Source organism: Bacteroides graminisolvens DSM 19988 = JCM 15093 (assembly GCF_000428125.1).
In the GTDB taxonomy this organism is placed as follows: Bacteria; Bacteroidota; Bacteroidia; order Bacteroidales; family Bacteroidaceae; genus Bacteroides; species Bacteroides graminisolvens.
Map to the genome: position 1 here is coordinate 14,619 of NZ_ATZI01000009.1, position 26,159 is coordinate 40,777.

19 protein-coding genes and 2 pseudogenes are annotated in these 26,159 nt (G+C 33.4%); 1 reads left to right on the top strand and 20 read right to left on the bottom strand.

The features are described from left to right. Positions 1-170: 170 nt before the first annotated feature. From C511_RS0108345 to C511_RS0108375, 7 genes and pseudogenes are all read right to left on the bottom strand, one after another. Positions 171-710, bottom strand: a complete 540-nt coding sequence (locus C511_RS0108345) for a BF3164 family lipoprotein (protein WP_081698288.1) — start codon at positions 708-710, stop codon at positions 171-173. Positions 711-876: 166 nt separating this feature from the next. After that, positions 877-1,929 carry a BF3164 family lipoprotein gene (locus C511_RS0108350; protein ID WP_024996519.1) on the bottom strand — a complete coding sequence of 351 codons (1,053 nt, stop codon included), beginning with the start codon at positions 1,927-1,929 and terminating at the stop codon, positions 877-879. Positions 1,930-2,445: 516 nt separating this feature from the next. Beyond that, positions 2,446-2,667 (bottom strand): hypothetical protein, encoded by a 222-nt coding sequence (locus C511_RS0108355; RefSeq protein WP_024996520.1) that lies wholly within the window; start codon positions 2,665-2,667, stop codon positions 2,446-2,448. Between the two features lie 14 nt (positions 2,668-2,681). Then, entirely contained in the window at positions 2,682-2,912 is a 231-nt protein-coding gene (locus C511_RS0108360) for an NVEALA domain-containing protein (protein ID WP_024996521.1), read from the bottom strand. 114 nt (positions 2,913-3,026) lie between these two features. Next, positions 3,027-4,067: pseudogene (locus C511_RS16490) on the bottom strand (BF3164 family lipoprotein). Continuing rightward, positions 4,036-4,272 (bottom strand): hypothetical protein, encoded by a 237-nt coding sequence (locus tag C511_RS0108370; RefSeq protein ID WP_024996522.1) that lies wholly within the window; start codon positions 4,270-4,272, stop codon positions 4,036-4,038. The pseudogene C511_RS16490 and the gene C511_RS0108370 overlap by 32 nt, the downstream one beginning before the upstream one ends. 130 nt (positions 4,273-4,402) lie before the next feature. Then, positions 4,403-5,419, bottom strand: coding sequence for a winged helix-turn-helix domain-containing protein (locus tag C511_RS0108375; RefSeq protein WP_024996523.1), 1,017 nt, complete (start codon positions 5,417-5,419; stop codon positions 4,403-4,405). Positions 5,420-5,846: 427 nt separating this feature from the next. On the opposite strand from C511_RS0108375, the pseudogene C511_RS16495 reads away from it, so the two are divergent. After that, positions 5,847-6,757: pseudogene (locus tag C511_RS16495) on the top strand (IS982 family transposase). A 40-nt stretch (positions 6,758-6,797) separates the two neighbouring features. Here the strand turns inward: C511_RS16495 and C511_RS0108385 are convergent. From C511_RS0108385 to C511_RS0108455, 13 genes are all read right to left on the bottom strand, one after another. Next, positions 6,798-8,441 (bottom strand): O-antigen ligase family protein, encoded by a 1,644-nt coding sequence (locus C511_RS0108385; RefSeq protein ID WP_024996524.1) that lies wholly within the window; start codon positions 8,439-8,441, stop codon positions 6,798-6,800. A gap of 19 nt (positions 8,442-8,460) precedes the next feature. After that, a complete protein-coding gene (locus tag C511_RS0108390; RefSeq protein ID WP_024996525.1) occupies positions 8,461-10,419 on the bottom strand; it encodes a discoidin/SUN/FTP domain-containing protein in 1,959 nt (652 codons plus the stop codon). A gap of 214 nt (positions 10,420-10,633) precedes the next feature. After that, positions 10,634-12,550: a hypothetical protein gene (locus tag C511_RS0108395; protein WP_034782019.1), complete on the bottom strand. Its 1,917-nt coding sequence runs from the start codon at positions 12,548-12,550 to the stop codon at positions 10,634-10,636. A gap of 584 nt (positions 12,551-13,134) precedes the next feature. Then, the gene (locus C511_RS0108405; protein ID WP_024996529.1) at positions 13,135-14,253 is read right to left on the bottom strand and encodes a 6-bladed beta-propeller; all 1,119 of its coding nucleotides are present in this window, start codon (positions 14,251-14,253) and stop codon (positions 13,135-13,137) included. Positions 14,254-14,589: 336 nt separating this feature from the next. Beyond that, a complete protein-coding gene (locus C511_RS0108410; protein WP_158332557.1) occupies positions 14,590-15,711 on the bottom strand; it encodes a 6-bladed beta-propeller in 1,122 nt (373 codons plus the stop codon). A gap of 345 nt (positions 15,712-16,056) precedes the next feature. Next, entirely contained in the window at positions 16,057-17,211 is a 1,155-nt protein-coding gene (locus C511_RS0108415; protein ID WP_027318034.1) for a DUF4221 family protein, read from the bottom strand. A 90-nt stretch (positions 17,212-17,301) separates the two neighbouring features. Continuing rightward, the gene (locus tag C511_RS0108420; protein ID WP_024996534.1) at positions 17,302-18,945 is read right to left on the bottom strand and encodes an O-antigen ligase family protein; all 1,644 of its coding nucleotides are present in this window, start codon (positions 18,943-18,945) and stop codon (positions 17,302-17,304) included. A 57-nt stretch (positions 18,946-19,002) separates the two neighbouring features. Further along, positions 19,003-20,898: a hypothetical protein gene (locus tag C511_RS0108425; protein WP_027318036.1), complete on the bottom strand. Its 1,896-nt coding sequence runs from the start codon at positions 20,896-20,898 to the stop codon at positions 19,003-19,005. A 25-nt stretch (positions 20,899-20,923) separates the two neighbouring features. Then, on the bottom strand, positions 20,924-22,087 hold the full coding sequence (locus C511_RS0108430; protein WP_024996537.1) for a 6-bladed beta-propeller: 1,164 nt from the start codon (positions 22,085-22,087) through the stop codon (positions 20,924-20,926). A gap of 628 nt (positions 22,088-22,715) precedes the next feature. Continuing rightward, positions 22,716-23,264, bottom strand: a complete 549-nt coding sequence (locus C511_RS0108435; protein ID WP_027318037.1) for a hypothetical protein — start codon at positions 23,262-23,264, stop codon at positions 22,716-22,718. Between the two features lie 8 nt (positions 23,265-23,272). Further along, the gene (locus tag C511_RS16500) at positions 23,273-24,415 is read right to left on the bottom strand and encodes a 6-bladed beta-propeller (protein ID WP_024996540.1); all 1,143 of its coding nucleotides are present in this window, start codon (positions 24,413-24,415) and stop codon (positions 23,273-23,275) included. A gap of 219 nt (positions 24,416-24,634) precedes the next feature. Further along, positions 24,635-24,952, bottom strand: coding sequence for an NVEALA domain-containing protein (locus C511_RS16505; RefSeq protein WP_024996541.1), 318 nt, complete (start codon positions 24,950-24,952; stop codon positions 24,635-24,637). Between the two features lie 324 nt (positions 24,953-25,276). After that, positions 25,277-26,155: a DUF1573 domain-containing protein gene (locus C511_RS0108455; RefSeq protein ID WP_024996542.1), complete on the bottom strand. Its 879-nt coding sequence runs from the start codon at positions 26,153-26,155 to the stop codon at positions 25,277-25,279. Positions 26,156-26,159: the final 4 nt, after the last annotated feature.

The following is a 26,159-nucleotide window of genomic DNA, read 5'->3' on the forward strand; positions in this document are numbered from 1 at the left end:
TTAGTAGTTTTTCATTTCAGTATTTTTCATCAAAAAACATATCAGAAATTTTAATCATTCAAACATAGCAATTTAGTCTTTAAAGAGCAAAAAAAATATCGTCACATTTACGTCACATTTGAAAAAACGTACAAAATCAGCTATTAAGCACAACTGTATTGATAATAAAGTTATATTAAATCCTTAATAATATCTCCAATATAAAATACGACAACACAGGTAAGATCGTCCTTGTCTTTAGCAATAGCATATATATATTGATTATCTTCACTAACAGTAATTCTTCTCAAATTTATATCCGAGTGTAATTCTAATCCAATAGATCCATTCCAATCGAAGATACGTATTATACTACCAAAGCTATAATCTTTTTCTTTAACTTTTCTACCAGAATAGAGTGCATAAACCAATTTATCAGTTGACTCTATATCCGCATACCCATATCTAGTTTCATCAGTAATAGCTGCTCTAAAAGTTTCTCCCATTTCAATAATGTAAAGATGCTCTGGCAAAAACTCATGATAATTCCAAGTTAATATAATAGAATTATTTTTTATCGAATAGACATCAATCATTCCAGCAGTATATGTTGCAAGTGCTAACATTGAGCCATCTTTTTTTACTGTAATACCCGATGCATATAAATTAGCATTTTCAAAATCTGATATTTTCGTTTCAGTTTTACGAGGATATTCTCCTCCATATCGAATAAAAGATAGACATTAAAATAAATATTTATTACCACTAAATATTCACTTGATAAATAATTTCTGTTCATTATAATATTATATAATACCTCCTTCACGCTAAGTAGACGTACCTCAATCGCGTAATATCTTTACTTCAAAATTTACTATGCTTACCAAAAAATAAAAACTAGTTAGATTTCAAATTAAAATAGATTAATTCAGGATCTGGTTTATTTGATATTGCATACAGAACTGCATCGTCTGGCGAAATACAAATTTCAGTTACAAATATATCTAAAGCATATTTAGTCACTGGATTTCCAGACCAATCAAAGACTAAAACCTGATTAGATTCAAAAGCCCCTGAGGCGGCATCTTTAATCGTCTTACCTGAATATAACGCATATACATACTGCTCTGTTGTATAAACATCAATATAACCTATTTTATTATTACGGCTCATTGCAGCAGACATGGAATTCGATGTTTCCTCCGGCTTATATTCTGGATAAGCACTAATGATTGAAGCAAGCAGTTTTAATGACCGAGGAGTAATTTGATAAAAAGATATAATTGGAGAATATGAAACAGCAAATACCAGCTTATCCATTGAAGGATTAGTCAGCACCTTTCCCTGGTACGCCATAGCCCTCAACCGATTAGATAAACTTTTTTCATATTCATCCTTATAAGGATATTCAAAAAAATCATTAATTCGATGCCCTTTAGGATCAAGCATCCTAAATAAACAATCTTTGTAGCCACCCATTGCGATATAAGTATTATATTTTGTTGCTACAAAAGAATGACACATTACTGAATCCAAGCGCATGATGTTATAATTTTGCAAATAACCTAGAGATACACTATTCGCTTTAAGACCTATTAAAGAACCTTTCCATAAATCAAAGACTGCGAGTATCGAGTCCGAGTAATACTGGAAATGATAAGGTTGTAAGAACTCATCTGGGCCCTGTCCTTTCTTTCCAAACCCTCCCACATATCGATCCTCCACCATGTCAATAATATGAAAACAGCTATCGCCATTTTCCTCCATCATAAAAAGCTTGTTGTTAACGAGGTGTATATCAGAAATACGTCCCATAATAAGATCCGAATATTTTTTTTGCTTATAATGCAAATTTCTTGTTTGCGGAAATAAAGATTCAATATCAATTGTTTTATTCTTGTTACAAGAGCAAAATAATGCCATAAATAGTAAAATTATTATTGTTTTCATACGTAAATTATCATTATTAACCTCACTAAAATGAAGTATCTTTTTCTTTCTTAATTACAAATATAATAAATTTAAACAAAGCAAATAAAAGCACTTATAGATATACAAATGCGATAGGCTACAAAATTTGCAACTTTTTAGTTTAATAATAGCTCTATAATATAAATAGGTTTTCTATAGACGCCCATAGTATCAATTATAATATCGATAATATTATCAGACAAAAAATGCCTTCTCAATTCTGTAAAATAACTTCCTGAATTCTTCAAATTACTACTCAGTTAGAATATCTTAGCTACTGATTAAGCATAACCGTTACTCCTCAGCGAGCACCTATTTCACAACCCTATAAAATTTTCTTTGGAAAGCGACTGTAATAATAGCATTATATAGTTTATATGAATACTTCTAAGACAACCATTTACTAAATATTTAGTATTCCTTGGACGAATTTTATTTTATAGATGGCATATATTTTTGTGAAAGTAGCTATTGCCACTTTCACAAAATAAAATATTAATATTGACGATACCCCCATATAAATGTATTATCATCAGTAAACCTAATACATATCTTAGGCATATAGATACAAAAACCAACTTCAACTTCTGGAGTTGCTAGGGCTTCAATATTAATCAAATCCAAAGCGACATCTGCTTTCTCATGATTTAAATATAAATATGATGATATGGAGGCCACGAGAGCAACTAACAAAATAACTAGACCGTACTTTTTCATTGTATATTATGATATTAAAGATAACGATAACCTAAGCATCCACCCCAGGCAAACACTTTACAAATCCCATTCCATGGAGAATTACATCCAGAACATTCAGTGGCTTGTTCTGTATTATTAGCTAATGCCTCAACATTAGCTAACATCAAACTGGGCATATTCTCATTATTTTGCGAAGAATAAACGTTATACCCTACAAATCCAACAAACGCTATCACAAAAACTTGTACTATAACCTTTTTCATTTTCCATTATTTTTAAATGTTTAAAATATAATAAATAAGCCGTTTATATCCTTTCAACGGAAAGCAAAAATGCTAAATAAAATAGAATTGTAATGCTAAATCAACCTCCTTTCTCTATATATTATATTGTATTATCAGTTCATCCCTATTCACACCTACAGCAACAATAATACTTTTTTTCATCTACAAAAATACCATATATATAATCGTCCAATACGTATTTGCATATAGGATCCCCTTTAAGATTAAAAACATAAATAAATTGACCATCATCCGGCAGATCAACTCCTGCTTGCGCACTCTTAACAATCTCTTTAAAAGAACGTCCATGAAAAACGGCATAAATAGCATTTTCAGCTACCTGAACATCACTAAAGCCCATTATGCCAGTTGGAAGCTCATAGCCTTATGATATTTAGAACTCAGGTTCACCACTTGCTCCAACACACACAATACGAGTACTATCTTTCAAGTTATAAATCTCAAGGACCTCACCAAGTTGGGTAACTGAAGCCAACACTCCATTTTTAGGATTATAATCAATAAAACTACGCCATGTCAGCGCTAACGCTGGGCGTGCATTCTGTAAGGCAGCATCATTTAAAGTCGGAATAGAGCCTGTATTAGCAATCATTTGCCCTTTTGCATTTACCCAACAAAAACGATTATCACCTGAATAGTCAGAAATAATAAAAGTAGAATCATTATATTGAGCAAAGTCTAAAGCACAAAGCAAATCTTTATCAAGGTTCACTGCTTCTTGATAAAGCAGCGAATCATTAGTTAAAGCGAACTCAAAGCTAATTAATTGTGACTTACCTGCATCCAAAGCCCATACCCTTTGCTTGTCAAATAAAAAATTCTCTGCTGAAAGCATTTCTTGAGGAGTCCCCCTCGTTTGCCAAAGGATGACAAATATTGAAAAACGTGAAAGGAGTAATCAACTCCATGCAAATCCATTATTATCGCTTTATCGTTATGTATCTGCATACGAAAGGGACAACTAAACAGAACCGAGTCTAATGTAATATGGCTTGCCTTCAAATGAACTGTTTTCAGAAAATCATTATAAGTTATACTATTCTCCACAAATGTCTGGTTGCAAGATGAAAAGGAGAGCAGACTAATAAAAAGAACTATAATAAATGCGTACATGAGCAACTCCTTCATTATTAAATGGACATATAATAGAACCAGCACCTATACACTCTCCTCCCACGCTACCTTCACCAGCCGCTAATGCATCAATATTTTCCAATAACAAATTATCTAGTTTTCGGGGACTATAAACTTGAGTATAACAAAATGATGCAACAATTAGAGTTACGGCTATTCCAAATAATTTAATTTCGTTTTTCATAAGCTATTTTTATTGTTTTATAGAAGCAAATATAGAAAGACACTTCTAATATGAAGACAATTATAGCGTGAAATAAACGTGAAAAAGGCGTGAAATAAACTTCACGCCTTTCCAGATAATCAAATACACATCATTTATTGTATATAACAATCTGATAAGCTTTTTTAGAAGACAAAGCGATAATTGTAACTGAATCATCTGCCTCAAACAACTTACGTAACAGATTAATAGCTTTTCTACGACGTTCGTTTATACCATCATCATCCAGAGACCAGCCACAAGCCATCGCTATTTTGTCATTAGTAAGAAGATAATCAGGAGCTCCAGCAAAAGCTAATAACAATCTTGCAGCTTGAGGAGTACAAGATAGCTCCTCTTCCTTATAAGATAATCGATGTTGTATCGTATCAAAAGTATAGTTTCCGAACTTATAAGTAGTCGGAGGTAAAACCTCTACAGTTTTTGTGTCTTTTCTAATTTTATTTATGACCCACATAATTAATCCCAAAACCATAAAAAACAAAAGTAAAGACAAGAATAGAAGTAAAGGAGCGGTCCAATTGATACAGTCCCAAAAAGTGGATTGCAGAAAAACATTCAATGTCATTGTGTACATCTCATCTAAATAGTATGAGGCTAATTTGTTCTGAACAGAAAAAATAGTAGTGTCTCCACATGAATATTTTTGCAAATGAGTTGTCCCCAAAGGAGTTATTTCTAAAGACAATGCATGTTTTACTTCTCCGTAATTGCCTGTCATTCTTTTCTTCCAATTAAACAGAATGTCTTTCAAGGGAAACTTGCCGTAGCAATTTAGCACATCTGCTTTATATCCTATCGCCTCCAAAGAATATAAACCTTGAGTTTCTTTCAATGAATCAACCAATATTTCAAATTTCCCATTTTCAGTAATTGCCAAGCGTTTTATATGTTTTGCCTTAGCTCTCCAACGGCTATAAGAAAGCCCTAGTTTCTCGAACTCCTTATTGACAGCCAGTTCACCAACCTCTTTCAGCGTTTGTATAGCTACATTTTTTAATTTTATTTTACCTTGAATTCCATTATTGTATATTGTAGTTCCCCAAAATAATGACACTGCTATAATTGCAGATGCCCATATCATAATAATTTTATTACAGCAGTTCATTCTCACTTTAATTTAAGTGCAAAAAATGTCAGTTATTTATTTTGTCACAAAGATAATATTTTTTATCAGAAATGGATAGATGTCTAGCACTTTTTTTTAGGACGGTATTAAATTAATCCATCTAATCTTAAATAAGCAAATTAAATTTCATCGTCCAAATTCATTATGATTCTATTATCATCATAACAAAAATCTACTATTTTATAACCTACATCTAAAGTTTTCAAATAATTACCTTATAAATCAAAAAACAATATTTTTCTTAGGATCGTATTTATCAGAAAAACTAGCGCTACCAGAATACGAAGCAAGCATCTGATTTTTACCTGATTTCGGGATAAGATTTCATCGTAATAAATAGGTAATTATGTTAATTTTCTGTATCTTTATGGTATTCAAAAACAACAAGATATAGTAACATTATCCCATGATTACCGTAGGCAAAGTTATTGAACTATTCTGTATTGCAGACGATTTTCGCCAAGAATATTCGAGTGAAGTTCAAAAACATCAATTAGAAATCAAGGATGGTAAGAAACGCCGTAACCGTCTCTGCCAGCTTTCTGATAGTGAAATAGTGGCAATTCTGGTTTGTTTTCATTTTGGTACGTTTCATAATTTCAAGCACTATTAGCTGTTTTTCATCAAAGAGCACATTCAGGAGTATTTCCCTGCTGCGGTATCTTACAATCGTTTTGTGGAACTTGAAAGCCGGGTAGCTGTTCCTATGATACTCATGCTTAAACTTCTTTGTTTTGGAGAGCGTACTGGAATTACTTATGTAGATAGTACTTGTGTTCCTGTATGCCATAATAAAAGGATTAAGCGTAATAATATTTCAAAGATTATGCCAAAGTGGGCAAAAGTACAATGGGCTAGTAGTATGGATTTAAGCTGCATTTTGTATGTAATGATCAGGGAGAATTATTGAATTTCTGCCTGACCAAAGCTAACGTCGATGACCGTAACCCTGAAGTATTCAACGTATTGAGTAAATACATATTCGGAAAGTCATATGGTGACAAAGGGTATATTTCAAAAACGCTCTTTGAAGCATTGTTCAATGATGGAATACACTTAGTAACAGGAATTAAATCAAATATGAAGAATAAGCTTATGCCACTCAGAGATAAGATATTGCTTAGAAAAAGGTCGGTCATTGAAACAATCAATGACGAACTCAAAAACATTGTACATGCTGTACACTCAAGACACAGAGGACTGGGAAACTTTCTGATGGATATGATCTCGGCAATCATGGCATACAGCTTCTTTCCTAAGAAACCTGCCATCAAATGGGAGATAGAAAAACAGAATCAATTGGAGCTGTTTTTCTAATTCCTTATCCCGAACTCAAGTTAATAAAGTTTAATATCTCTCAATGATTACCTAACAATTTCCGTGCTTCCTCTCTCATCTGTTTCACAGCAGTAGATTGCACTTTAGGTTCCTTCGTGAGTACTATCTCAACCGACTGTCGCAACTTATCCGAATGATAAAATTCAGGTTCAGCATATAGCTTGGCTAACAGATAATAAGGATAAATTCTTCCCGGCAATAAATGAGTAGAACGAATCAGGAATTTCTCAGCTTCAACATACTCTCTCATTTGCTGGTAGTTCTTCCCAATAATATTCAATATCATTGGATCGCAACTGCAAGTGGCAGCTTCCTTTAGTATCACGTTCGATGCTTCATATTTTTTTTGCTTATGTAAACAGTGCCCATATTCAAATAAGAAGGTAGCTCTATTTCGTAGCAGAGGATATAATCTTTCGTAATCCTTTTGTGCCTCTTTTAGACTTCCTGATAAATAGAATATCCGAGCATTTGCCCACTCTCGACATGCTTCTGATTTATCATTGCACCACAAACTAAAGCCTAAGCCCCCCATAACAAGAGCAAATACAAGCAAAATCCATTTTCTGTTATTAGCAATTAGGCAAGCCATAAGCAGAAAGAGCAAAGAGATAACGAAAGCAGGATACTGCAACGGATACGATGAAAAAGAAAATACCATCAAAGAGATGACACCTCCACAAGCACTTAGTTGTCCATTCTTCACTCCAAACCAAAGACAAAAGGCCAAAGCTAGTATTATGCATAGCAGCATAGGGATTCCCCACTCTACAGCTATCTGCAAATACTCATTAAATGCATATTCAGGGCTTCCCGCAACCAATTCTTCTTGCAGAGAAAAATCACCTCCTGAAAAATAAGCTTCCTGAAAAACCCCATACGTTGCAGGAAAACTACCTCTTCCATGACCCAATAGAGGCTTATCTGCAATAGCTGAAAGGCTTATCTTCCACATAAATAGCCTTCCGTTGGCAGAATCTTTCTTTAGATAAAATGCAGCGCCAAGAAGCAGGAACAGAACCACAAAGCTAATAGATGCAATCAACAGAACCTTTCTTTTATCCTTTATCCAGAAGTTATTCAGCATCGCCCTCCAGTTCCGATGCATGCCATAAATCCATAAACCGGATATAGCAGCAGCTAGCCATGCCGAACGGCTCATTCCTGACGGAAGCACGCAAATAATAAGAAGCATGGAAGCTAAAGCAATGTAACAGCCGGCTTCTTCTGTCCATGTCTTATTCTTTTTAGCTTTCAAAGCTAACCATTCATTCAAACAGAGAGGAAAGACCATAGCCAAATATCCGGAATACGGTCCGGGATTAAAAAAAGAACCAGTTACAGCAAATAGCGAATGATTGGAATAAGACAGCCCATATATCTGTCGTAATCCCCAAACAGCCTGAATTCCTCCCAGCATAATAAGCGTCCACACTACCATTCTACTAAACGGCAACAACTCTAAGGTTGGTTGTTTAAAGCAAACAGTAAAAGCAAACAGAATACATACAGCAAAGAAGACACATGCTTTACCTAACCACAGCCATTGCCCCGCAAATTCCCCAACAGGAAGTTCCGGAGTAGATAAGCAAACCACTCCAAGCACCGGAATGATTCCCAATAATGTAAGAACGTGAGAGAGATATTTTTTAAATTGCAGCATTGATCATTTCAATTTTATATCACCACCAAACTTGCTTTCCATTCTCATAAGTAAAGATACGCTCCTCCGTCCCTTTTGTAAGATTACGCAGTAGAAAAAGAGCATTTGTAGGTGCATCTTTATAAATCAACCTATAAGTGTCACTTGATCCCGTTTGCTTTCCCAATGAGACCCATTTATTATCCCAATAAAAAAGCTCATATAACTCACCATCACGAATGCAGTTATCATCATTCTTTGGTATATAAACAACTTTCGCTATCCGTTTAGGTTCATCAAATTCAAGACCAATCCATATATTATTAACTTTGCTATATATCCGAAAGCAAGTAAGCGGATCTCCATCAAATGCATTTGCATGGCAGAACTCTGGAAGTACCGGAGTCGTTCCTATTATTTTTCCAGAAAGCTTTATTTTTGAATTGGACTCATATACTTCTAATTCTGCAATATCGCCAATAGAATGCTTTGGAGAAAGATATCTGAAATATTTATAAGCACGTGAAGACTTAATTTGTACAATTTGAAAACAGGCTTCGGGTTTCGTTTTTATTGTAAATAAATCCACCGCATTAATAAAAGCCGGATTATTTGCGGCTTGAAATTTTCCACCGACCATTTCTTCACAAGATCTATCCACTAAGCTAGTTTGATATTTTCTCTTCAGAATAAGGCTTTGTCTTTTTTTAAAATTAGGTTTTATTGATAGTATGTTCCCTGAATCGCTAATAATGACAGGATAAGAAGAAGGTATAAATTGTTTGTTATAATAATATCCTGGCATATATAAAACCCCTTTGTGCAAATCTCTAAAAACGGCTCTATCGTCTTTGATTTTTGCCCAACATACAGGTATCCAATCGCGATTATTAAACACTGCAAGGTAAGCAAATTGATTATGCGCTGGTGCTTTAAAATTAAATTTAATCAAAATATCTGTAGTTGAATAATAATCTTTGGTCACATCTTTCATGCATGGCGACTTTAGCGAATTAGGAATTTCTTCCTTACCACAAATCATTGCCAAACTTTCTTTCTGTTTGGCAAAAGTTTGGCGATATACTTTAGGAGGTATCCTATCAGGAATTAATTCAACATGTTCACCTAATTTGCACTCATCATTCATACCAAAGCTTAAAGGCTTTCCGTCTTTAGTTATCAATGCATTCCATTCATGCCCCAGACTACGAGTAGCCCATTGCGGAGTAAAATCAATAACAACTGGTACTCCAATACATCGAGCAGCCAAAAGGCTTTGCAAGCAATATTCTCTACACGTTCCAAGTCGAATTGATGGCAAAAGCCGGGCATTATAATCAGGCACATCCTGTGGCGTAGTAAATAGATGCGCGCATTTACAAACTCTTAAAGCCTCACATATTTCAATTGAAGAAATGGAATCTTTATTTTTATTTATTGAAGAAAATAAATTTGGGATATATTGTTCATTAAATATATCTTGCCATGTGGTTAGCGGCTCATTTCCTGCTCTATATGGCAACAGGTATTCACAAAATTGATCAAAATTAAGATGCTCAGCATATGACGTTTTCCATTTTTCAAAAGCAAAATCAATACATCTTATCAAAAAGTCAGCTTTGACAGTTTTCAAATCCGATAAATAGCGTACATCTTTCAAATCATATCTGCTATAAATAGAGTTATATGCCTTCGTTAGTTTTTCTCTATCGCACTCATTTTTATATAGAGTGTCTAATTCTACTTGAAATTGCTCCCATGAATCACTTTGATATGAATAGTGGGCATCCATATTCTCAATCAGAAAACATGCAGCTCTATATTTTAAAGAATCAACAGGTGATTTCATATAGTGATTTAACACTTTTTGAAGTTCACTTCTATTCTTCCCTGCTAACTCTAATGCCTGATTCAGTTTTATAGAATTTGAGCAGGCAGCAATAAAAAACAATAGAGAAGCTAATGCAAACCCTATAAATATAGTTCGATATCTATCCATACATTTAGTGAGAATATCAAATAAAAAATTAGAAATTACTTATACTAAATTTTAATTAACAATTAAATAAACATTCCGTAATTATATCCTTTCAACAGAAAAAGCAATATTTGCCTTATTCGATCCTTATTTCTAATTCCTGCCAAACGCCTCCTTTCTTTTTAGATGTTCGGAATGAATGTAAACACATCTTTCAGAGAACAATCATCATTCACTACCACCAAACTTGTTTTCCATTCTCATAAGTAAAGATACGCTCTTCTTGACCTCTAGTAGTATTCTTTAGTACGAACAGCACATTTACCGGAACTTGTTCGTAAATTAATTCCTCACTTTCAGCAACTTTCGTTCCCAGCGAGTGCCAATTTCCTTCATTATAATAGAACAATTCATACAAATCACCCGGAGTAATGAAATTATCATCATTATGGGGATAGTACACAATCTTATCCAAGTGGCAACGCTCCCTCAAGTCAAGTCCAACCCAATAGTTTTCAGTTCTGGGATCTCCGATAGTCTTCCAATCGCGGTCAAAAACGCGTTTCTGCGAAGACGGTGTCAACCCTTCGCCTATAGCTTCACCCTTCAACTCTTTTTCTTTATCAAAGAAAAACAATTCGGCTAATGCACTTTTTGAAATACCAGGAGAAATATAACGAACGTAACGATAAGATTTGGATGTCTGCAATTTCACTTCATTACGATAAACAGGAAGTTCCGAAATACGCCACAATACATCTGCACGACGAAAATGGCTATCATTACTCCCTTCAAAACAGCCACCAGTCATTTCATTCCATCTGTTAGTCCAAGTAGTCAAAAATATATATTTCCGGTTCAGTCGCACGGTTTGCTTACCACTTGCAGGAATCATTCTCCGTACCTTTCCGCCTCTATTCAATGCAAACGGGGCATCCAGCGCAATGATTTTACCTTTTTCCAACTTAGCAGGCAGATAGATGATAGAAGCCCCCAAATTACGAAACACACAACGTCCATTGTTGACTTCACCTTTTATAGCGACCCGCCAACCATCTCCGCTTTTGAAAGTACAGAGACAAATAGCCTTTTCGACACCATCCGTATAAATGACCACGCTATCCGTCAATCCGTATTTTTTTGAAACGTCCTCAGTATGTTGATCTTTTTCGTTTACACTATAAAAAGCTTTCCGATAAACCTTTGCTACCCGTTTCAGCGAATCCACCCAATAGGGATAAGAGGAATCGGGCAGCATTGATGGCTTAAAAAAGGCAGCATCAATCGGATTATCTGTTTTCGGTATAGAATCTCTAGGATATAAAGTATATGTTTCTCCGGTATTTTCCACTAATGAAATCCAGAAATGCCCATGTCGGCTATAATTAGCCCATCCATCGACATAATCACCCACCACAGGAAGTCCTAAAGCGCGCATCACATTACCACGCACAATGCAACGCTGTTCGCAAAGCGAAAAGCCAACCTCTTCCATTGTCAAGGCATCAAGCATATAAGGACACTTTAATAATGGACGCTTTCGAAGATCATCAAACTCCTTTGACAATAAGGCAAAAGCCCTTTTCATATCCGTCACTCCACTAATGCAATCTGCATAACGTTTTGCCAAAGTATCCCGCCAATGAACATCATCCGCCAACTGTTCATCGGATATACGATAAGGTAAAATATAACAACAAAAGGTCTCAAAGCTAACCTCCTTATGCCAAGGTGCCTCTTCCCATATCCGAAAGGCTTGATTAATGTTTGCTATCAGATAAGCACTCTTTATAGTCACACAGTCGGGTATTCTATCGAAAGCACCGTCAGGATACATTGAAGCAGCTTGTTGCCAGAAAACTTTCATGGAATCCGAGCGAAGTTGCCTTGGCAAAGTCTTCAATTTACGCTTACAGTACTCCATTGCCTCTCCCTGATAAGAAAAATGTCCTGACATATTTTCTATTAAAAAACAAGCAGCCCGATACTTTAATGAGTCATTTTGATAGAATTCTAGGACTTTTTCCAATTCCTGTCGATTCTGTCCCGCACATTGCAATACATCATCAACCCCAGAAGGTCTATTTCCTTTATGGTTGCAAGAAACGACCATAAATAGCAGAATGCCTAAGTAAACCTGTATGTGATTCATAATTTAAAATTAAAGTATTATTTCCACTGTTTTTTAAGAAAATGAAGTTCTCTGTTCTTATCTATTAAGAAAGTATGGAATACTATGTCCGTAAGAAGATTATTCAATTTATTGAATGTAACATTATGATCTATGCATACAAGATAATCAAATCTATAACCCTTTAAGAGCAACAATATTTCTTTAAATTGTTGAAAGATATAACAAAAATATTACTATTTTTCATCTATAAGTTTAAATAATTCAAAAGTCATATAATCCTCAGATTGCCCGTAGAGCATTTGATAATCACGGCTTATATATAGTTCATCACTATTTACAAAAAAGACATATGAATTATATATTGCTTCTGGAAACAATGTTTCCTCTATTATCTGAAAATCTTTATTCAATATCATAAGTGTCCACTAAAAAGTAGACACTTATGTTTTCAACATAAGATCTAAATATCCTGCCGATAAATATTTGTTGTCGCATTTGCCAAACAAAGATTATTATACTAACTAAGAGACTATTTAAATTTTATTTAATAATAATCTTATCTCAGCTATTTTGATTACCGAAGCGAGCACACACATCTTATTTCATTCTATAATTGTTAGTTTACAAGTTGTCTGTATGGGATTTTCAAAAACCTTCCCACTAAAGTTTTCTTTATAAAATACACCACTTCCCTTTTTATTGATCTCATTAAAAAATGGAGAGTTCATTAAAAACACTAATTCATCATTCTCGGTCAACTGCAATGGATACTGTAAGCCCATAAAATATGTATTTTCCGGTTCCATTTTTATAATGGCATCTTTGTCGTTTCGCTTATCAATCACCCAATGATAAAGAGCCTTCAATTCTTTGCCATCATATTCTATTAAGCCAGCATAAATAAAATGGTTGTTTTCCAAATAGCGAAATACAGCGATGTATGGATTCTGCTTTATGAAATTTCCAAAGTCTTCATCTGTACCATCCAACACGTTCTGAGGAACTTGAAGCTTGCCAAAATTTAATTTATACATTAAACGCAAGCTATCGCCTTTAATATGATATATATTCTCATAAAAACTTTCTTGAAAAGTACGAATTGGACTATTTCCAAAACACTCGCAATCGGCTGGAGATCGCTCAGAATCGAATGGCAAGAAACCTTTCTCTTTCTGATTTCCTTTATATAGTAATAATCTATCAGGACCACTAAGCGTATTTCGCCCTGTATAAATCCAATACTTGTTTTTATCTGCAAGAGTAAATGCTGATATTGAGACTTTTAAAGATTCAATATTACGAAAGGTTCCATCTAAACCATAATGATATAAAGTGCCTGTAGGTGATGCATTAATGATTACTTCATCATCCGGTTCGTTTACAACAAAGTTCTTAGCCATAGTATACTCTCCTGGGCCTCCTCCTACATTACCAATAAATCGTTCAAATCCTCCCTCGCGATTAAACACCAATACTCTCTTATTATACTGATGATCATATATGTATATCTTTGATGAAGAGACATAAAGTTGTGGATTAAAACCAATTAACGTTTCATTGGTCGATTCCAGTGGAATATAATCTACATCTGAAAACAATTTGTTTAAATCATTATCAGTTGCAATACTTTTATTAAATACATATTCTTTATGAAAAGAATCTTTCTGCTCCTTACATGAGAGCAAGATTAATGCAAGAAAAACAAGGTATAAATTTTTCATAAGTATTTTTTTATATTACTTTAAAAGACCATCCAACTTCAAATAAGCAAACTGAATATCATCATCTAAAGCCATAATTATACGATTATATTTAGAATCATAACAAAATAAAACAATATTACAAACCACCTTTAATGTCTTTATATAATTACCATCTAAATCATAGACAATGAGACTAGTTACATGTACTTCACCTACATCAAGATTTCTTTTACCAGAATAACCTACTATAAATCCGATTATTACAGATTATAATACTTTCATAATAAAAAAAACAAATCACATAACCAGAGAATCTTTCCATACGTTTTCATTATACTTTCGCCTCAAATTCATTTATAAGGAAAAACGAACTAATATAGGATTCTCATCAGGATTTTCACATGTTTTTCGCAATTTAATCATCTCTTGATCAATCGGTGGATTTAAATCAAAAAAATCTTTCAACTCGCTCACTGTATATGAATATATGACTGAATTCTCATTTCTCCCTACACAGTTAGCAGTATTCGGTAATCCTTTGCATAATTTATTGTATAAAAAAACTTCTTTTTCTTTAGAAGAATAAAAAGCGTATAGATTATTCATCTCATACATAAATGAAAAAAATAATTTATCATTTATATATGCCACTGAGTATATTCCAGAAATATAATTTCCAGTCTTACAAATCATATCATATTCGCGTGCATCAGAAATTGGTTTATCGATTGAATTAATAGATCGTTTACCAAAATCAATAAAATAAGCAGGATATAATTTTTCTTCATCTATTTCAAAATGATAGATAGTATCTGACAGCATATGTGAAAAGAGATATTTACTATCTCCACACATGCTAAATACATTAGACGGCATAAAAGCAATTTGTTTCAAATATTCATTTTTCTTACAAAATGATTTATCTTTGGAATTATTATTAAATAGCCGTAGGTGGAAGTTGTTCTTTTTACTTAGGTTAGAATCAAATAGCAAAAAAGAATCATTAACTCGAGTAAACAAAAAACAAGGAGAATCTAATTTATGCTCATTCAAGAATGTTCCACTTAAGTCATATTCTTTAATTACTCGATATACATCTAAGACATATAATTTATTATGAGGCTCATCTACATAAAAGTCAGTAGCAAATGTCAATTCTCCGGGTCCGTTCCCCTGTCGCAGTTTCGAAATATATTTCCCATTATTACTATACTTATATATATTCCCTCCATATGATGATAAGAGATAAATATAATCATCAGAGAAAACAACCTTAACAACTTTTTCTAAAAGACATTCGTCTTTTGTTTCCAATTTTATAAAATCAAAAGATGAAAATAAAGGAGTCTTTTCATTTACTTTGGATAGATCAACTTCTATTCGTTCAACGCCTAGATCTTTATTTAGTCGATTCATAGTACAAGAAGCAAACAGTAGTAAAAAAGAAATTTCAAATAAAACAAATAAATTTTTCATATGCATATTTTTTACGGTCATCTACAATAAGTAGATGACCATTTTGTGAGTTTATCAATAAGTGCAATTGGAATACCACAAGAGCAACTTTCATTATATCCTTTTTCAGAATCAATAAAAGTTAAATAATATTCCGTATTATATCTTTTCAACGGAGAAAGCAATATTTGCCTTATTCTATTCTTATCCACTTTTTTGTCTGATGCCTCCTTTCTTTTAGTTGATCGAAGTGAATGAAAAAACAAATTTTTCAGAAAACGATTTTCTTTCACTCCTCAATTATTTTTTTCTTTCAAACATAAGATTTAAAGATTCCACAGACAAATTTTCATCGTCACATTTACGTCACATATTCCAAACAGATACTTTTAAACGGAATAATTTCAAATACTCATAATCCAGACTTGGATCTTTCGGATTATTACCACCCACGACAAGCCCAGCTTTTGTAACTCCAAAAAAGATGAAATTATATTTGTAATTATCCAATCTAAACTCTGAAATCATCTCTAGCTTTTCATTAAAAACGGAGAGCACAATCTTTTTATCATAAGGCGTTGGCTCTCCATAAAAATGTTCACGAAATTCTCCTAACTGAATCCGATAATATAGTTTCCGATATTTATCATAGATAGGAGAATAAAAGATAGGATTATCAACCCAATGTTGCCATTTAGCCTTTTCATTATTATCATCACCCTTATATAAAGAAACATCACTCTTCACCATGCGACTTTTTCCACCTGCAACGGTATTACTTTGTTTTGATATATCATAGACAAAAATATCCGAAAGACAGGTAAAGTTGTAGCAAATAAGACCATCACTAATCCACATATTGAGATGATTATTTTGGCCCAAATTTCGCCAATATTTTTCCATAAAAGACGGCAAATAAATTGGAAGTAATTTCCACTTTTGGGTTTTAACATGATATGCCGCAAACAATTCCTGTCCGTCAGGATAAGGATATGGTTCTTTGGAAGTAATCAAATTACCATATATTATTCCCTTTTTTATATCATAGAAAGGCTGAGTAAATTCTCCTAGTTCTAAGTTACCAACACAATCTGAAGCAGTGTACCGAATCACCTCCTTACATATAATATTTCCATTAGCATTCAAAATAAAAAAACCAGAATCATCAAAACAAACCAAACTGTCTGGTGATAATACTTGTAAGGCCTTGATGTATGGCACGCCATTCGCACCCTCTCTGTTTAAAACAATGTGACTTTCTACTAATCTATTATTTAGATTAAAAACATCAATGCTCCATGTCTTCGTATTAAAAGCATATAGATACGTATGTTCATTATTTGAATAAACAAATGACGCTGATGGATAGACTGGTAGAGATAAGGAATCCAAAGGAATACAAATGGAGTCTACCTCCAATTTCAAGGACGTAGTCGTATTATATTTGGTAGTTGTTTTTATATTATTGCCACACCCAAACATTAAAGCAGTAAGCAATATAAAAATGCATTTTTCTTTCATTGTATTCATTTATTATTTATTATTTCAAACCACTAGTGTCCCGTTAAAATCGGGACACTAGTGATTCAATATATTAAAGTTTAATATCTCTCAATGATTACCTAACAATTTCCGTGCTTCCTCTCTCATCTGTTTCACGGCAGTAGATTGTACTTTAGGTTCTTTCGTGAGTACTATCTCAACCGACTGTCGCAATTTATCCGAATGATAAAATTCAGGTTCAGCATATAGCTTCGCTAACAGATAATAAGGATAAATTCTTCCCGGCAATAAATGAGTAGAACGAATCAGGAATTTCTCAGCTTCAACATACTCTCCCATTTGCTGGTAGTTCTTCCCAATAATATTCAATATCATTGGATCGCAACTGTAAGTGGCAGCTTCCTTTAGTATCACGTTCGATGCTTCATATCTTTTTTGCTTGTGTAAACAGTGCCCATATTCAAATAAAAAGGTAGCTCTATTTCGTAGCAGAGGATATAATCTTTCGTAATCCTTTTGTGCCTCTTTTAAATTTCCTGATAAATAGAATATCCGAGCATTTGCCCACTCTCGACATGCTTCTGATTTATCATTGCACCACAAACTCGAGCCTAAGCCCCCCATAACAATAGCAAATACAAGCAAAATCCATTTTCTGCTATTAGCAATTAGGCAAGCCATAAGCAGAAAGAGCAAAGAGATAACGAAAGCAGGATACTGCAACGGATACGATGAAAAAGAAAACACCATCAAAGAGATTACACCTCCACAAGCACTTAGTTGTCCATTCTTCACTCCAAACCAAAGATAAAAGGCCAAAGCTAATACTATGCATAGCAGCATAGGGATTCCCCACTCTACAACTATCTGCAAATACTCATTAAATGCATATTCAGGGCTTCCCGCGACCAATTCTTCTTGCAGAGAAAAATCACCTCCTGAAAAATAAGCTTCCTGAAAAGCCCCATACGTTGCAGAAAAACTACCTCTTCCATGACCCAATAGAGGCTTATCTGCAATAGCTAAAAGGCTTATCTTCCACATAAACAGCCTTCCGTTGGCAGAATCTTTCTTTAAATAAAATGCAGCGCTAAGAAGCAGGAACAGAACCACAAAGCTAATAGATGCAATCCACAGAACCCTTCTTTTATCGTTTATCCAGAAGTTATTCAGCATCGCCCCCCAGTTCCGATGCATACCATAAATCCATAAACCGGATATAGCAGCAGCTAGCCATGCCGAACGGCTCATTCCTGACGGAAGCACGCAAATGATAAGAAGCATAGCAGCTAAAGCAATGTAACAGCCGGCTTCTTCTGTCCATGTCTTATTCTTTTTAGCTTTCAAAGCTAGCCATTCATTCAAACAGATAGGAAAAACCATAGCCAAATATCCGGAATACGGTCCGGGATTAAAAAAAGAACCAGTTACAGCAAATAACGAATGATTGGAGTAAGACAGCCCATATATCTGTCGTAATCCCCAAACAGCCTGCATTCCTCCCAGCATAATAAGTGTCCACACTACCATTCTACTAAACGACAACAACTCTAAGGTTGGTTGTTTAGGGCAAACAGTAAAAGCAAACAGAATACATACAGCAAAGAAGACAAATGCTTTACCTAACCACAGCCATTGCCCCGCAAATTCCCCAACAGGAAGTTCCGGAGTAGATAAGCAAACCACTCCAATCACCGGAATGATTCCCAATAATGTAAGAACGTGAGAGAAATATTTTTTAAATTGCAGCATTGATCATTTCTATTTTTAATTAAAAGTTTGATCTTGTTATTCGTAGCTTATCTCATACTAATACCATATTTGTTTTCCTTTCTTATATACAAAAATACGTTCTTCATTGCCCCTGCTTATATTCCGTAACCATAATAAAGCATTGGCGGGCACTTCATAGATTAGCTGAAAATCATCAGCTCGCTGTTTCCCTAATGATTTCCAGCCACAACTACTATAATAATACAATTCATATAAATCACCTACATGAATAAAATTTCCATCATTTTTAGGGTAAAGGATAATCTTGGATATGCACATAGGACTTTTCATATCTAATCCTATCCAAAATTTTTGCTTCGTACTACAAACACTCATTAGATCATTATCAAAGGGACGTTGAAGTATTTTTTCGCTAAAGAAATCAGATCCGATAGGTTTTCCTTCAATACGTTTTCCTGTTACATTATCATAGATTTCCAATTCAGCCAAGGGAGTCCGACAATTATCAGGACAGACATAACGTATATAACGATAAGATTTAACAGAAATGGGTAAAGTGAAAACATTTCGATAGACAGGAGTTGTGGATATAGTATCCACAACCAGAGATTTGGAAAAATCTTTTTTGTTGGAGACTTCTAATCTACCTCCTATCATTTTGTGCCATTGGTTTGTCCAGTTCGCAAACAAAGGATATTTACGCATTAAAACAGCTTGCATCTTGTGGCTATTATCTGGATACAAAAACTCTGTCCGCCCATCGTCATGCAAGATAAAAGGCATTGACAACGGCTTCCAATCTTTTTCTACTTTTTCCATCAATAAATAGATCGTTTCTCCTCCAAGCTGTTCAAACTGGCATCTGCCTCTTTTAACTGTTGTAGCATCTACTGGCATCCAACCATAGCCGGTACGGAATGTACATAAATAAGCTGTCTCACATTCTTTTTTTACTTTCATCTCAATATTCAGATTAAGGCCATAAGCCTTAGAAACGTTTTTATTATCTATCGGTCCATACAATGAACGATAAACTTTTGACACTCGCTTTTGTGAACTTATCTGATAAGGATATTCTTTCTCGAGTGCATATTCCGGTACGAAATGAGAAGCCGGAATATATTTGGCTTTTCTCACTAAAGAATCTGTTTTTTCGCATATAAAAGTACTATCGGATATGACTAAAGCTATCCAAGAATGTCCTTTTCGACTATAATTAGTCCAGTGATTTACATAATCGTAAGCTACAGGTATTGACAAAGCACGACATATTGCTCCCGTTAAAACGCATTCATCCTTACATATACCAATTTTCAAATTATCAAGAGTCAATACATCAAGTGTATATGGACATGCTGGTTTCATCTCTCTGAATGATTCCTTTATTTTTTTGTTTATCAAAGCAAAAGCACGTTTTAAATCTGTCACTCCTTTAAGCATAGGCTGATACCGTTGACGTAGCGAATCAATCCAGATATTAGAAAGCTGCTCGTCTATTATACGATAGGGCAGAATATAAAAACAAAAATCTTCAAAAGTAACCTCATCCCGCCACGGAGAAGCCCTCCATCCATCGACACAAGTATCTATATGCCGAATCAGATAATCAGCGGTGATAAGGGCTACATCACTCTGTTCATTAACATTTCCTCCTGTTTGCGCCTCTTTCCAAAAAGCAGTCAATGTATCGCCTGGCATAGGTTTATGCCAAGCGATAATCAAACGTTTATAGGCTTCCAACGGCATACCTTGTGACGAAATTTTCTTTTCCATATGAGCAAGGAGGAAACGAGCAGCTCTCAATTTTTGTTCATCAGGTTGTTCTTGTCTGTAATGATAGAGGACTTTTTCCAACTCTAGACGGTTCTCACCCGCTTGCTCTAATGTAGCATTAATTTGTCTAGTTTGTGTATCACAACAAGAAAAGCAAACCAAACAGCTAAAAGATAAGAAAAAAACAGAAAAATTCATATGCAATTATATTTTTTTCAAACACCTATTTTTTAAGATAATATTTGATAATAATAAGATTATCATCTTCCTTTAAACCTTTAATTTTTTGAATATCTTTCGGTGACAAATATCGATTATCTAATTTTGTATTTGCAACATTCACTGATATTATGCCTAATAAAACATTATCAGAAAGGCCGAAGCAGGGAAACATATTTATTGGAGACCCGTTTCTTTGAAGAAATTTTTCTTTAGTTTTCCTATTATAGATAAAATTACTAGAGACATCTTCTTTCTTATAATAGACGTATACAAAATCATCATTGAGAAATTTAATTAATGGTTGCGGATCTTTCGATTTTTCCATTATATATTGATTCCTCTCACGCAATTGCTTCTTAAAGTTTTTTTTCGTGCTCTCTTTAACATCTTTTTGAGCCATACCAGGCAATTTCGTCTCATCAATTGTTTCTTCTCCAAAATCTAATTTTATAATAGGTTCTAAAAGATGTTTTTGAGTATCAATATGATATAAATAATAGTTTATTCCATGTGGGGCTAAATATGCATTAGAGTTATTCATATAGAATGCCTCGTCACTCACATTAAAACTAGCCAATGATTTTTCTTTATAACTGATTTTATCCACAATCTTTCTTTTCTGATAATCCGCTAAGTAGATACTTCCATCATCCCACTGTACAGAAGGTGATAACATATATCTATTACTATCAATTGGCATAAAATTCATATATACATGTTTATTATCCTCTAGCTTTTTTTTAGCAATAAGCTGAAAATTCTGATCATACGTATAAATTGTTCCGTATGGATTTAGTAGATCAATTCCATTATAGAAAGGATTAAATCTCATATCTACTATTAATTGGTATTGTTTAGGACCATCACCCTGCATTTTTGCAGAACTTGCTATAAACTTACCGTCACCAGAAAATAGAAAAACAATAAATCGACTATCTAAAACGGCATACATATCCATTTTTTTATCGTACACGACTTTCCTGCAATCTGAAATGAGTGAGGAGTCATTGGTCTCTAGCGGAACAATTTCCAGCTTATCAATAAATCCATCTATCGACTTTGACACATTGTGTAATTCTACAGAAACAATTTCTGTAGAATCTTCAGTTTTATGTCCAACACAAGAACAAAAAAACAATAATAATATATAAGCTACTTTTTTCATATTATCATATTTAAATATAAAATACGGATAAGTGGACTAGCCAAGCAACAGATTCTTTCATATGGACAACAACTGTCATTCATTGAAACTTTCAGCATATTGCCTTAAAAAAATAGCAACTAGGAATAATATCTGCTTTTTGAGCCTCTTAGAACTCCACATCAACTTTACCTCAAAAATTTTACAGTATTTTTTTGACAAATCTATAAATCAACAATTATTCTTAGAAACGATGCTCAGCGCTTTTTTAAGATGTCATTCTCCATTTCAATATCACGCTCTCATAGAGTTCCTTTTCTTCAGAGGTATTTTTGATGATGCAATTGCTCGAAAAATTACCTTTGCTATATCTAAGTGGACTCTTTTCACCAACTATAAAGCAAGGTCGTACTCACACCAAGCTAACGGATCAAACCACTCACACTCTTTCTCTCATAACTTAATTTTGCCGCATCTATTTAAAAAAAGATTCATTATGCGTTCTTCCTTTTTCATTTGGTAAAGTTAAACTTTTTATACTTAACTCATTATCCAGGCAAAGTAAGCTATTCCACCGGACAGCAATATATCTATAATTTAATTAATCCATTTGTGTATTTATTAGTACAATTTATATCTATCATTAATTTTAAAAATACTTCTTTTTTATTTCTTTTAGATATGTGTTTGTATAATTCTCAAATTTTTCTTCAGGGATAAAAATACGACTTATACTATTATTTTGAACAATAAAATAGCAAACATTATTAGATTCTTCTATAGCCAATCCATCTATCTTTTTATTCCATCTTATTGTGTTTTTCTTTTGAAATTCTGCTTTTTCATTGAAATTACAAGCAACAAAATAAATTCTTGATTGTTCTTCCGGACTTGGAAAGAATTCATCTATTTTAGATATAGCAAAGTTCACACAAGCTCCGCATGTCAAAGAAGAATAGTAACAAACCAATAATTCTTTTTTTGAGTTCAACTGCGGTATGCTAATTATACTGTTATCATTGTGTATCAACTCAAAAATATTACTCTCAATATACATTCTTTCCATCCATATTTCAGAATCATCATTTAATCTTTTTTCTTGTTTTTCAGTGAAAGAACTTAAACAATTATAAGCCCCATAAGATGTAAATAAAAACACAATAAGCTGAATTATTTGAATTATTAATATTTTCTTCATCTTTAAAACTATTTAAAAGTATATTTGATTATAATAGGATTATCTGCAGGAGACACCTTATTAATTTCATCTCTGTCTTCTTTTGATAAAATATTTGGATTAACAGCAACATTTAATTCTTCTGGATAAGATATAAAATACAAGGCTTTTTCATCCATACACAGCGGAAAACACAAACAATTTTCTTTTAACTTAGTGAAATAATATGTTTTTCCTGTTTTTTTATCCATCACTAAGTGTGATAATTTCTTACGGAAGTTAAAACGAGATATGTAATATTTTGAATTTTCACCATAAGCTATAAAACGATTAGCATATTTAGCACCGACTGTGGCTGTATAAGTTATATAATATCTCATATCTTTATCTTCCAGCCCAGATATATCGAAATTATATTCACCAAAATCAAAGTTGTATTCAGACTTAAAATATCCTTCACTATCAGCCGTAAAAACGGTGCCGTTATATGCTTGAACAAAATGTACTCTATCATTATAAGAATAAAAAGGAGTGAAAGTATGATGAAAAGGGGTATTGAAGAATAAGAATTTAGGTAAGTTATAACACTCTGCAATTATGTCATTTTTTTCAACATCATACCACATCATTTTATTACCCTTCCGGCTCTTTGAAAAAAAGAGGTATTTGTTTGGAGACAACTCAATAAAATTATGGACTACAGATGTTTTGTTCCAGTCAAATGAAATACGTTTTTTAAACGTTTTTCCGGAATGATCATATACATTTATATATCCCCAACAACATAATATTTCAAGATCACCATTGAAACGATTAAATCTAAAATCGGACAATGTAGAATATTCATTTGGGCCACTTCCATAATGATTTATTTTATCCACGAAATGACCCTTCTCATCGAAATGCCATATCACCTCTTGCTTTCCCGTCAAAAGATAAAAATGTCCATTATCTACTCTCATCTCACGAATAGGTTCCCCCACAACAGCTTCGTTTGTATTCTCTAAGGGTATAAGCTCTACTTTAGAAAATAGGTCATACATTGATACAGAATTCTCTTTCTCCAGGTCAACGAAAATTAAATTTTCACTTTCTTTTATAGGCTGGCGTTCCGCGCAAGAAGATCCCAATAAGATAATTATCACATATAAAAATTTACTTATGCTTTTCATATATTATAGAATATTACATTAATAAATAACAGAATAGGAGTTTATACCAACAAGGAATCATTAAAGACACAGTTAATTGCTATATGTATCAATTTATAAATAAACAATCAACTAAGCAATTATTATGGAGATATTATGGAACACTATATCAAACCAATAATTTATAACTACACTTTCTTAAATTTCACATATCAAGACAAACTCCTTTCCCAATTTAACTCACACGCCCATAGCCGAGCAGAAATTTACAAAGCCAACATAAAGAGAATTGCAATAATCTGCAGGATCACCTGTTGCATCGCAATCAAATCGACAAACGCCGTATAAACCTTCTTCCCAAGTCATATTATAACACTTTCCGGAACCTCCTTTATCACATTTAATTTCTATTTCAGGGAGTTCATTACGTGCTAATGCTTCTAAGGTATTCAACGCTAATTCAGAGAAGATTTCTTTTTTTTGAGAATGATATATAGTATACCCAACAAGCAATACAAAAACCGTAGCTAATGTTATTTTAAAAGCACCCTTTTTCATAAATAAATAATTTTAAATAAAAAAATAAATAGCATTCCGTATTATATCTTTTCAACGGAGAAAGCGATATTTGCTTTATTCGATTCATATTACTATTTTTTTCTCAATGCCTCCTTTCTTTTCTCTTAGGTGATCGGAGTGAATGAAAAACAGATTTTTCAGAAAACGATTATCATTCACTCCTTTCATTATTACTTAACTCTTAATTCTCCTCTCAAACTTAAGATTTAAAGATTCTGCCGACAAATATTCATCGTCACATTTGCGTCACATTTTACAAACAAAGACTATACCCCAATTAATCCCACAATAGCTCCAATAATTTTAGAGTTTCATTTGCCGAGCATTACCTTTGATTCTAAGCTTAATCGGTGAAGATGGCACATTGCAATATACTGTAACCGTTTTGTCTAAATGCTCAGCGTAATCAGCTTTATAAAACACCTGAAAATTCATTTTTTTTCCAGGTTGGATCGGTTCATGACTATATTCAGTCGAGATACAACCACAAGAAGTTGTCACCCCATTTATAACCAAAAGTTCATCACCTTCATTGTGAAAAGTAAAAGTGGCTTGTTGTTTCTTTTGCCAGTCAAAGATTCCCAAATCAATCATCTCTTTGTCTATTGATATCTTCGTTTGAGAAAGAATAGCATTATTTGTATACGCTTTACCCAAAACTAACTTCAGGTATAATTCTTTAACCTTAGGGTTGTGGAGAGGATTTCCAATAGCAATGACTTGATTTTCTTTATTCAAAAGAAAAGTTTGAAACATCATTTCACCTGGAAATTGATTCAATTTATTGATGCTATCCGCATCATCTATGCATACCGGATGTTCAAACTGATCACGCTTCAAGATATAAGCAATTTCCTTTTTACTTTTCGGATGAAAATAGAATAAAAAAGCAGTATTGTTATTAGTTAAGGAATCAAACTCAGTCATTAGTTCTTTCCATTTAAGTAGTTGCAGCTTGCAGCTGGTGCAACCGATAGAATCAATATAAGTAAAGATTCTATAGTCACAATCATCCGTATCAAACGCAATAGTATCTCTACCTAATTTTGTAAAGATTGGGTTCTCCGGAAAAATAAGCTCTCGGCTCTCCCACTCATTCACTAAGCGTGCTATTTTATCTTTCTCTGTTTCCTTGCAAGCACAAAGTAGAAAAATAAGCAATGAATAATAAAATGTTTTCATAGTA

Excerpts from the sequence above, each read along its gene's own strand:
- C511_RS0108350 (WP_024996519.1), bottom strand. The coding sequence starts at position 1,929 with ATGAAAACAATAATAATTTTACTATTTATGGCATTATTTTGCTCTTGT.
- C511_RS0108355 (WP_024996520.1), bottom strand. The coding sequence starts at position 2,667 with ATGAAAAAGTACGGTCTAGTTATTTTGTTAGTTGCTCTCGTGGCCTCC.
- C511_RS0108360 (WP_024996521.1), bottom strand. The coding sequence starts at position 2,912 with ATGAAAAAGGTTATAGTACAAGTTTTTGTGATAGCGTTTGTTGGATTT.
- C511_RS0108370 (WP_024996522.1), bottom strand. The coding sequence starts at position 4,272 with ATGAAAAACGAAATTAAATTATTTGGAATAGCCGTAACTCTAATTGTT.
- C511_RS0108375 (WP_024996523.1), bottom strand. The coding sequence starts at position 5,419 with ATGAACTGCTGTAATAAAATTATTATGATATGGGCATCTGCAATTATA.
- C511_RS0108385 (WP_024996524.1), bottom strand. The coding sequence starts at position 8,441 with ATGCTGCAATTTAAAAAATATCTCTCTCACGTTCTTACATTATTGGGA.
- C511_RS0108390 (WP_024996525.1), bottom strand. The coding sequence starts at position 10,419 with ATGGATAGATATCGAACTATATTTATAGGGTTTGCATTAGCTTCTCTA.
- C511_RS0108395 (WP_034782019.1), bottom strand. The coding sequence starts at position 12,550 with ATGAATCACATACAGGTTTACTTAGGCATTCTGCTATTTATGGTCGTT.
- C511_RS0108405 (WP_024996529.1), bottom strand. The coding sequence starts at position 14,253 with ATGAAAAATTTATACCTTGTTTTTCTTGCATTAATCTTGCTCTCATGT.
- C511_RS0108410 (WP_158332557.1), bottom strand. The coding sequence starts at position 15,711 with ATGAAAAATTTATTTGTTTTATTTGAAATTTCTTTTTTACTACTGTTT.
- C511_RS0108415 (WP_027318034.1), bottom strand. The coding sequence starts at position 17,211 with ATGAAAGAAAAATGCATTTTTATATTGCTTACTGCTTTAATGTTTGGG.
- C511_RS0108420 (WP_024996534.1), bottom strand. The coding sequence starts at position 18,945 with ATGCTGCAATTTAAAAAATATTTCTCTCACGTTCTTACATTATTGGGA.
- C511_RS0108425 (WP_027318036.1), bottom strand. The coding sequence starts at position 20,898 with ATGAATTTTTCTGTTTTTTTCTTATCTTTTAGCTGTTTGGTTTGCTTT.
- C511_RS0108430 (WP_024996537.1), bottom strand. The coding sequence starts at position 22,087 with ATGAAAAAAGTAGCTTATATATTATTATTGTTTTTTTGTTCTTGTGTT.
- C511_RS0108435 (WP_027318037.1), bottom strand. The coding sequence starts at position 23,264 with ATGAAGAAAATATTAATAATTCAAATAATTCAGCTTATTGTGTTTTTA.
- C511_RS16500 (WP_024996540.1), bottom strand. The coding sequence starts at position 24,415 with ATGAAAAGCATAAGTAAATTTTTATATGTGATAATTATCTTATTGGGA.
- C511_RS16505 (WP_024996541.1), bottom strand. The coding sequence starts at position 24,952 with ATGAAAAAGGGTGCTTTTAAAATAACATTAGCTACGGTTTTTGTATTG.
- C511_RS0108455 (WP_024996542.1), bottom strand. The coding sequence starts at position 26,155 with ATGAAAACATTTTATTATTCATTGCTTATTTTTCTACTTTGTGCTTGC.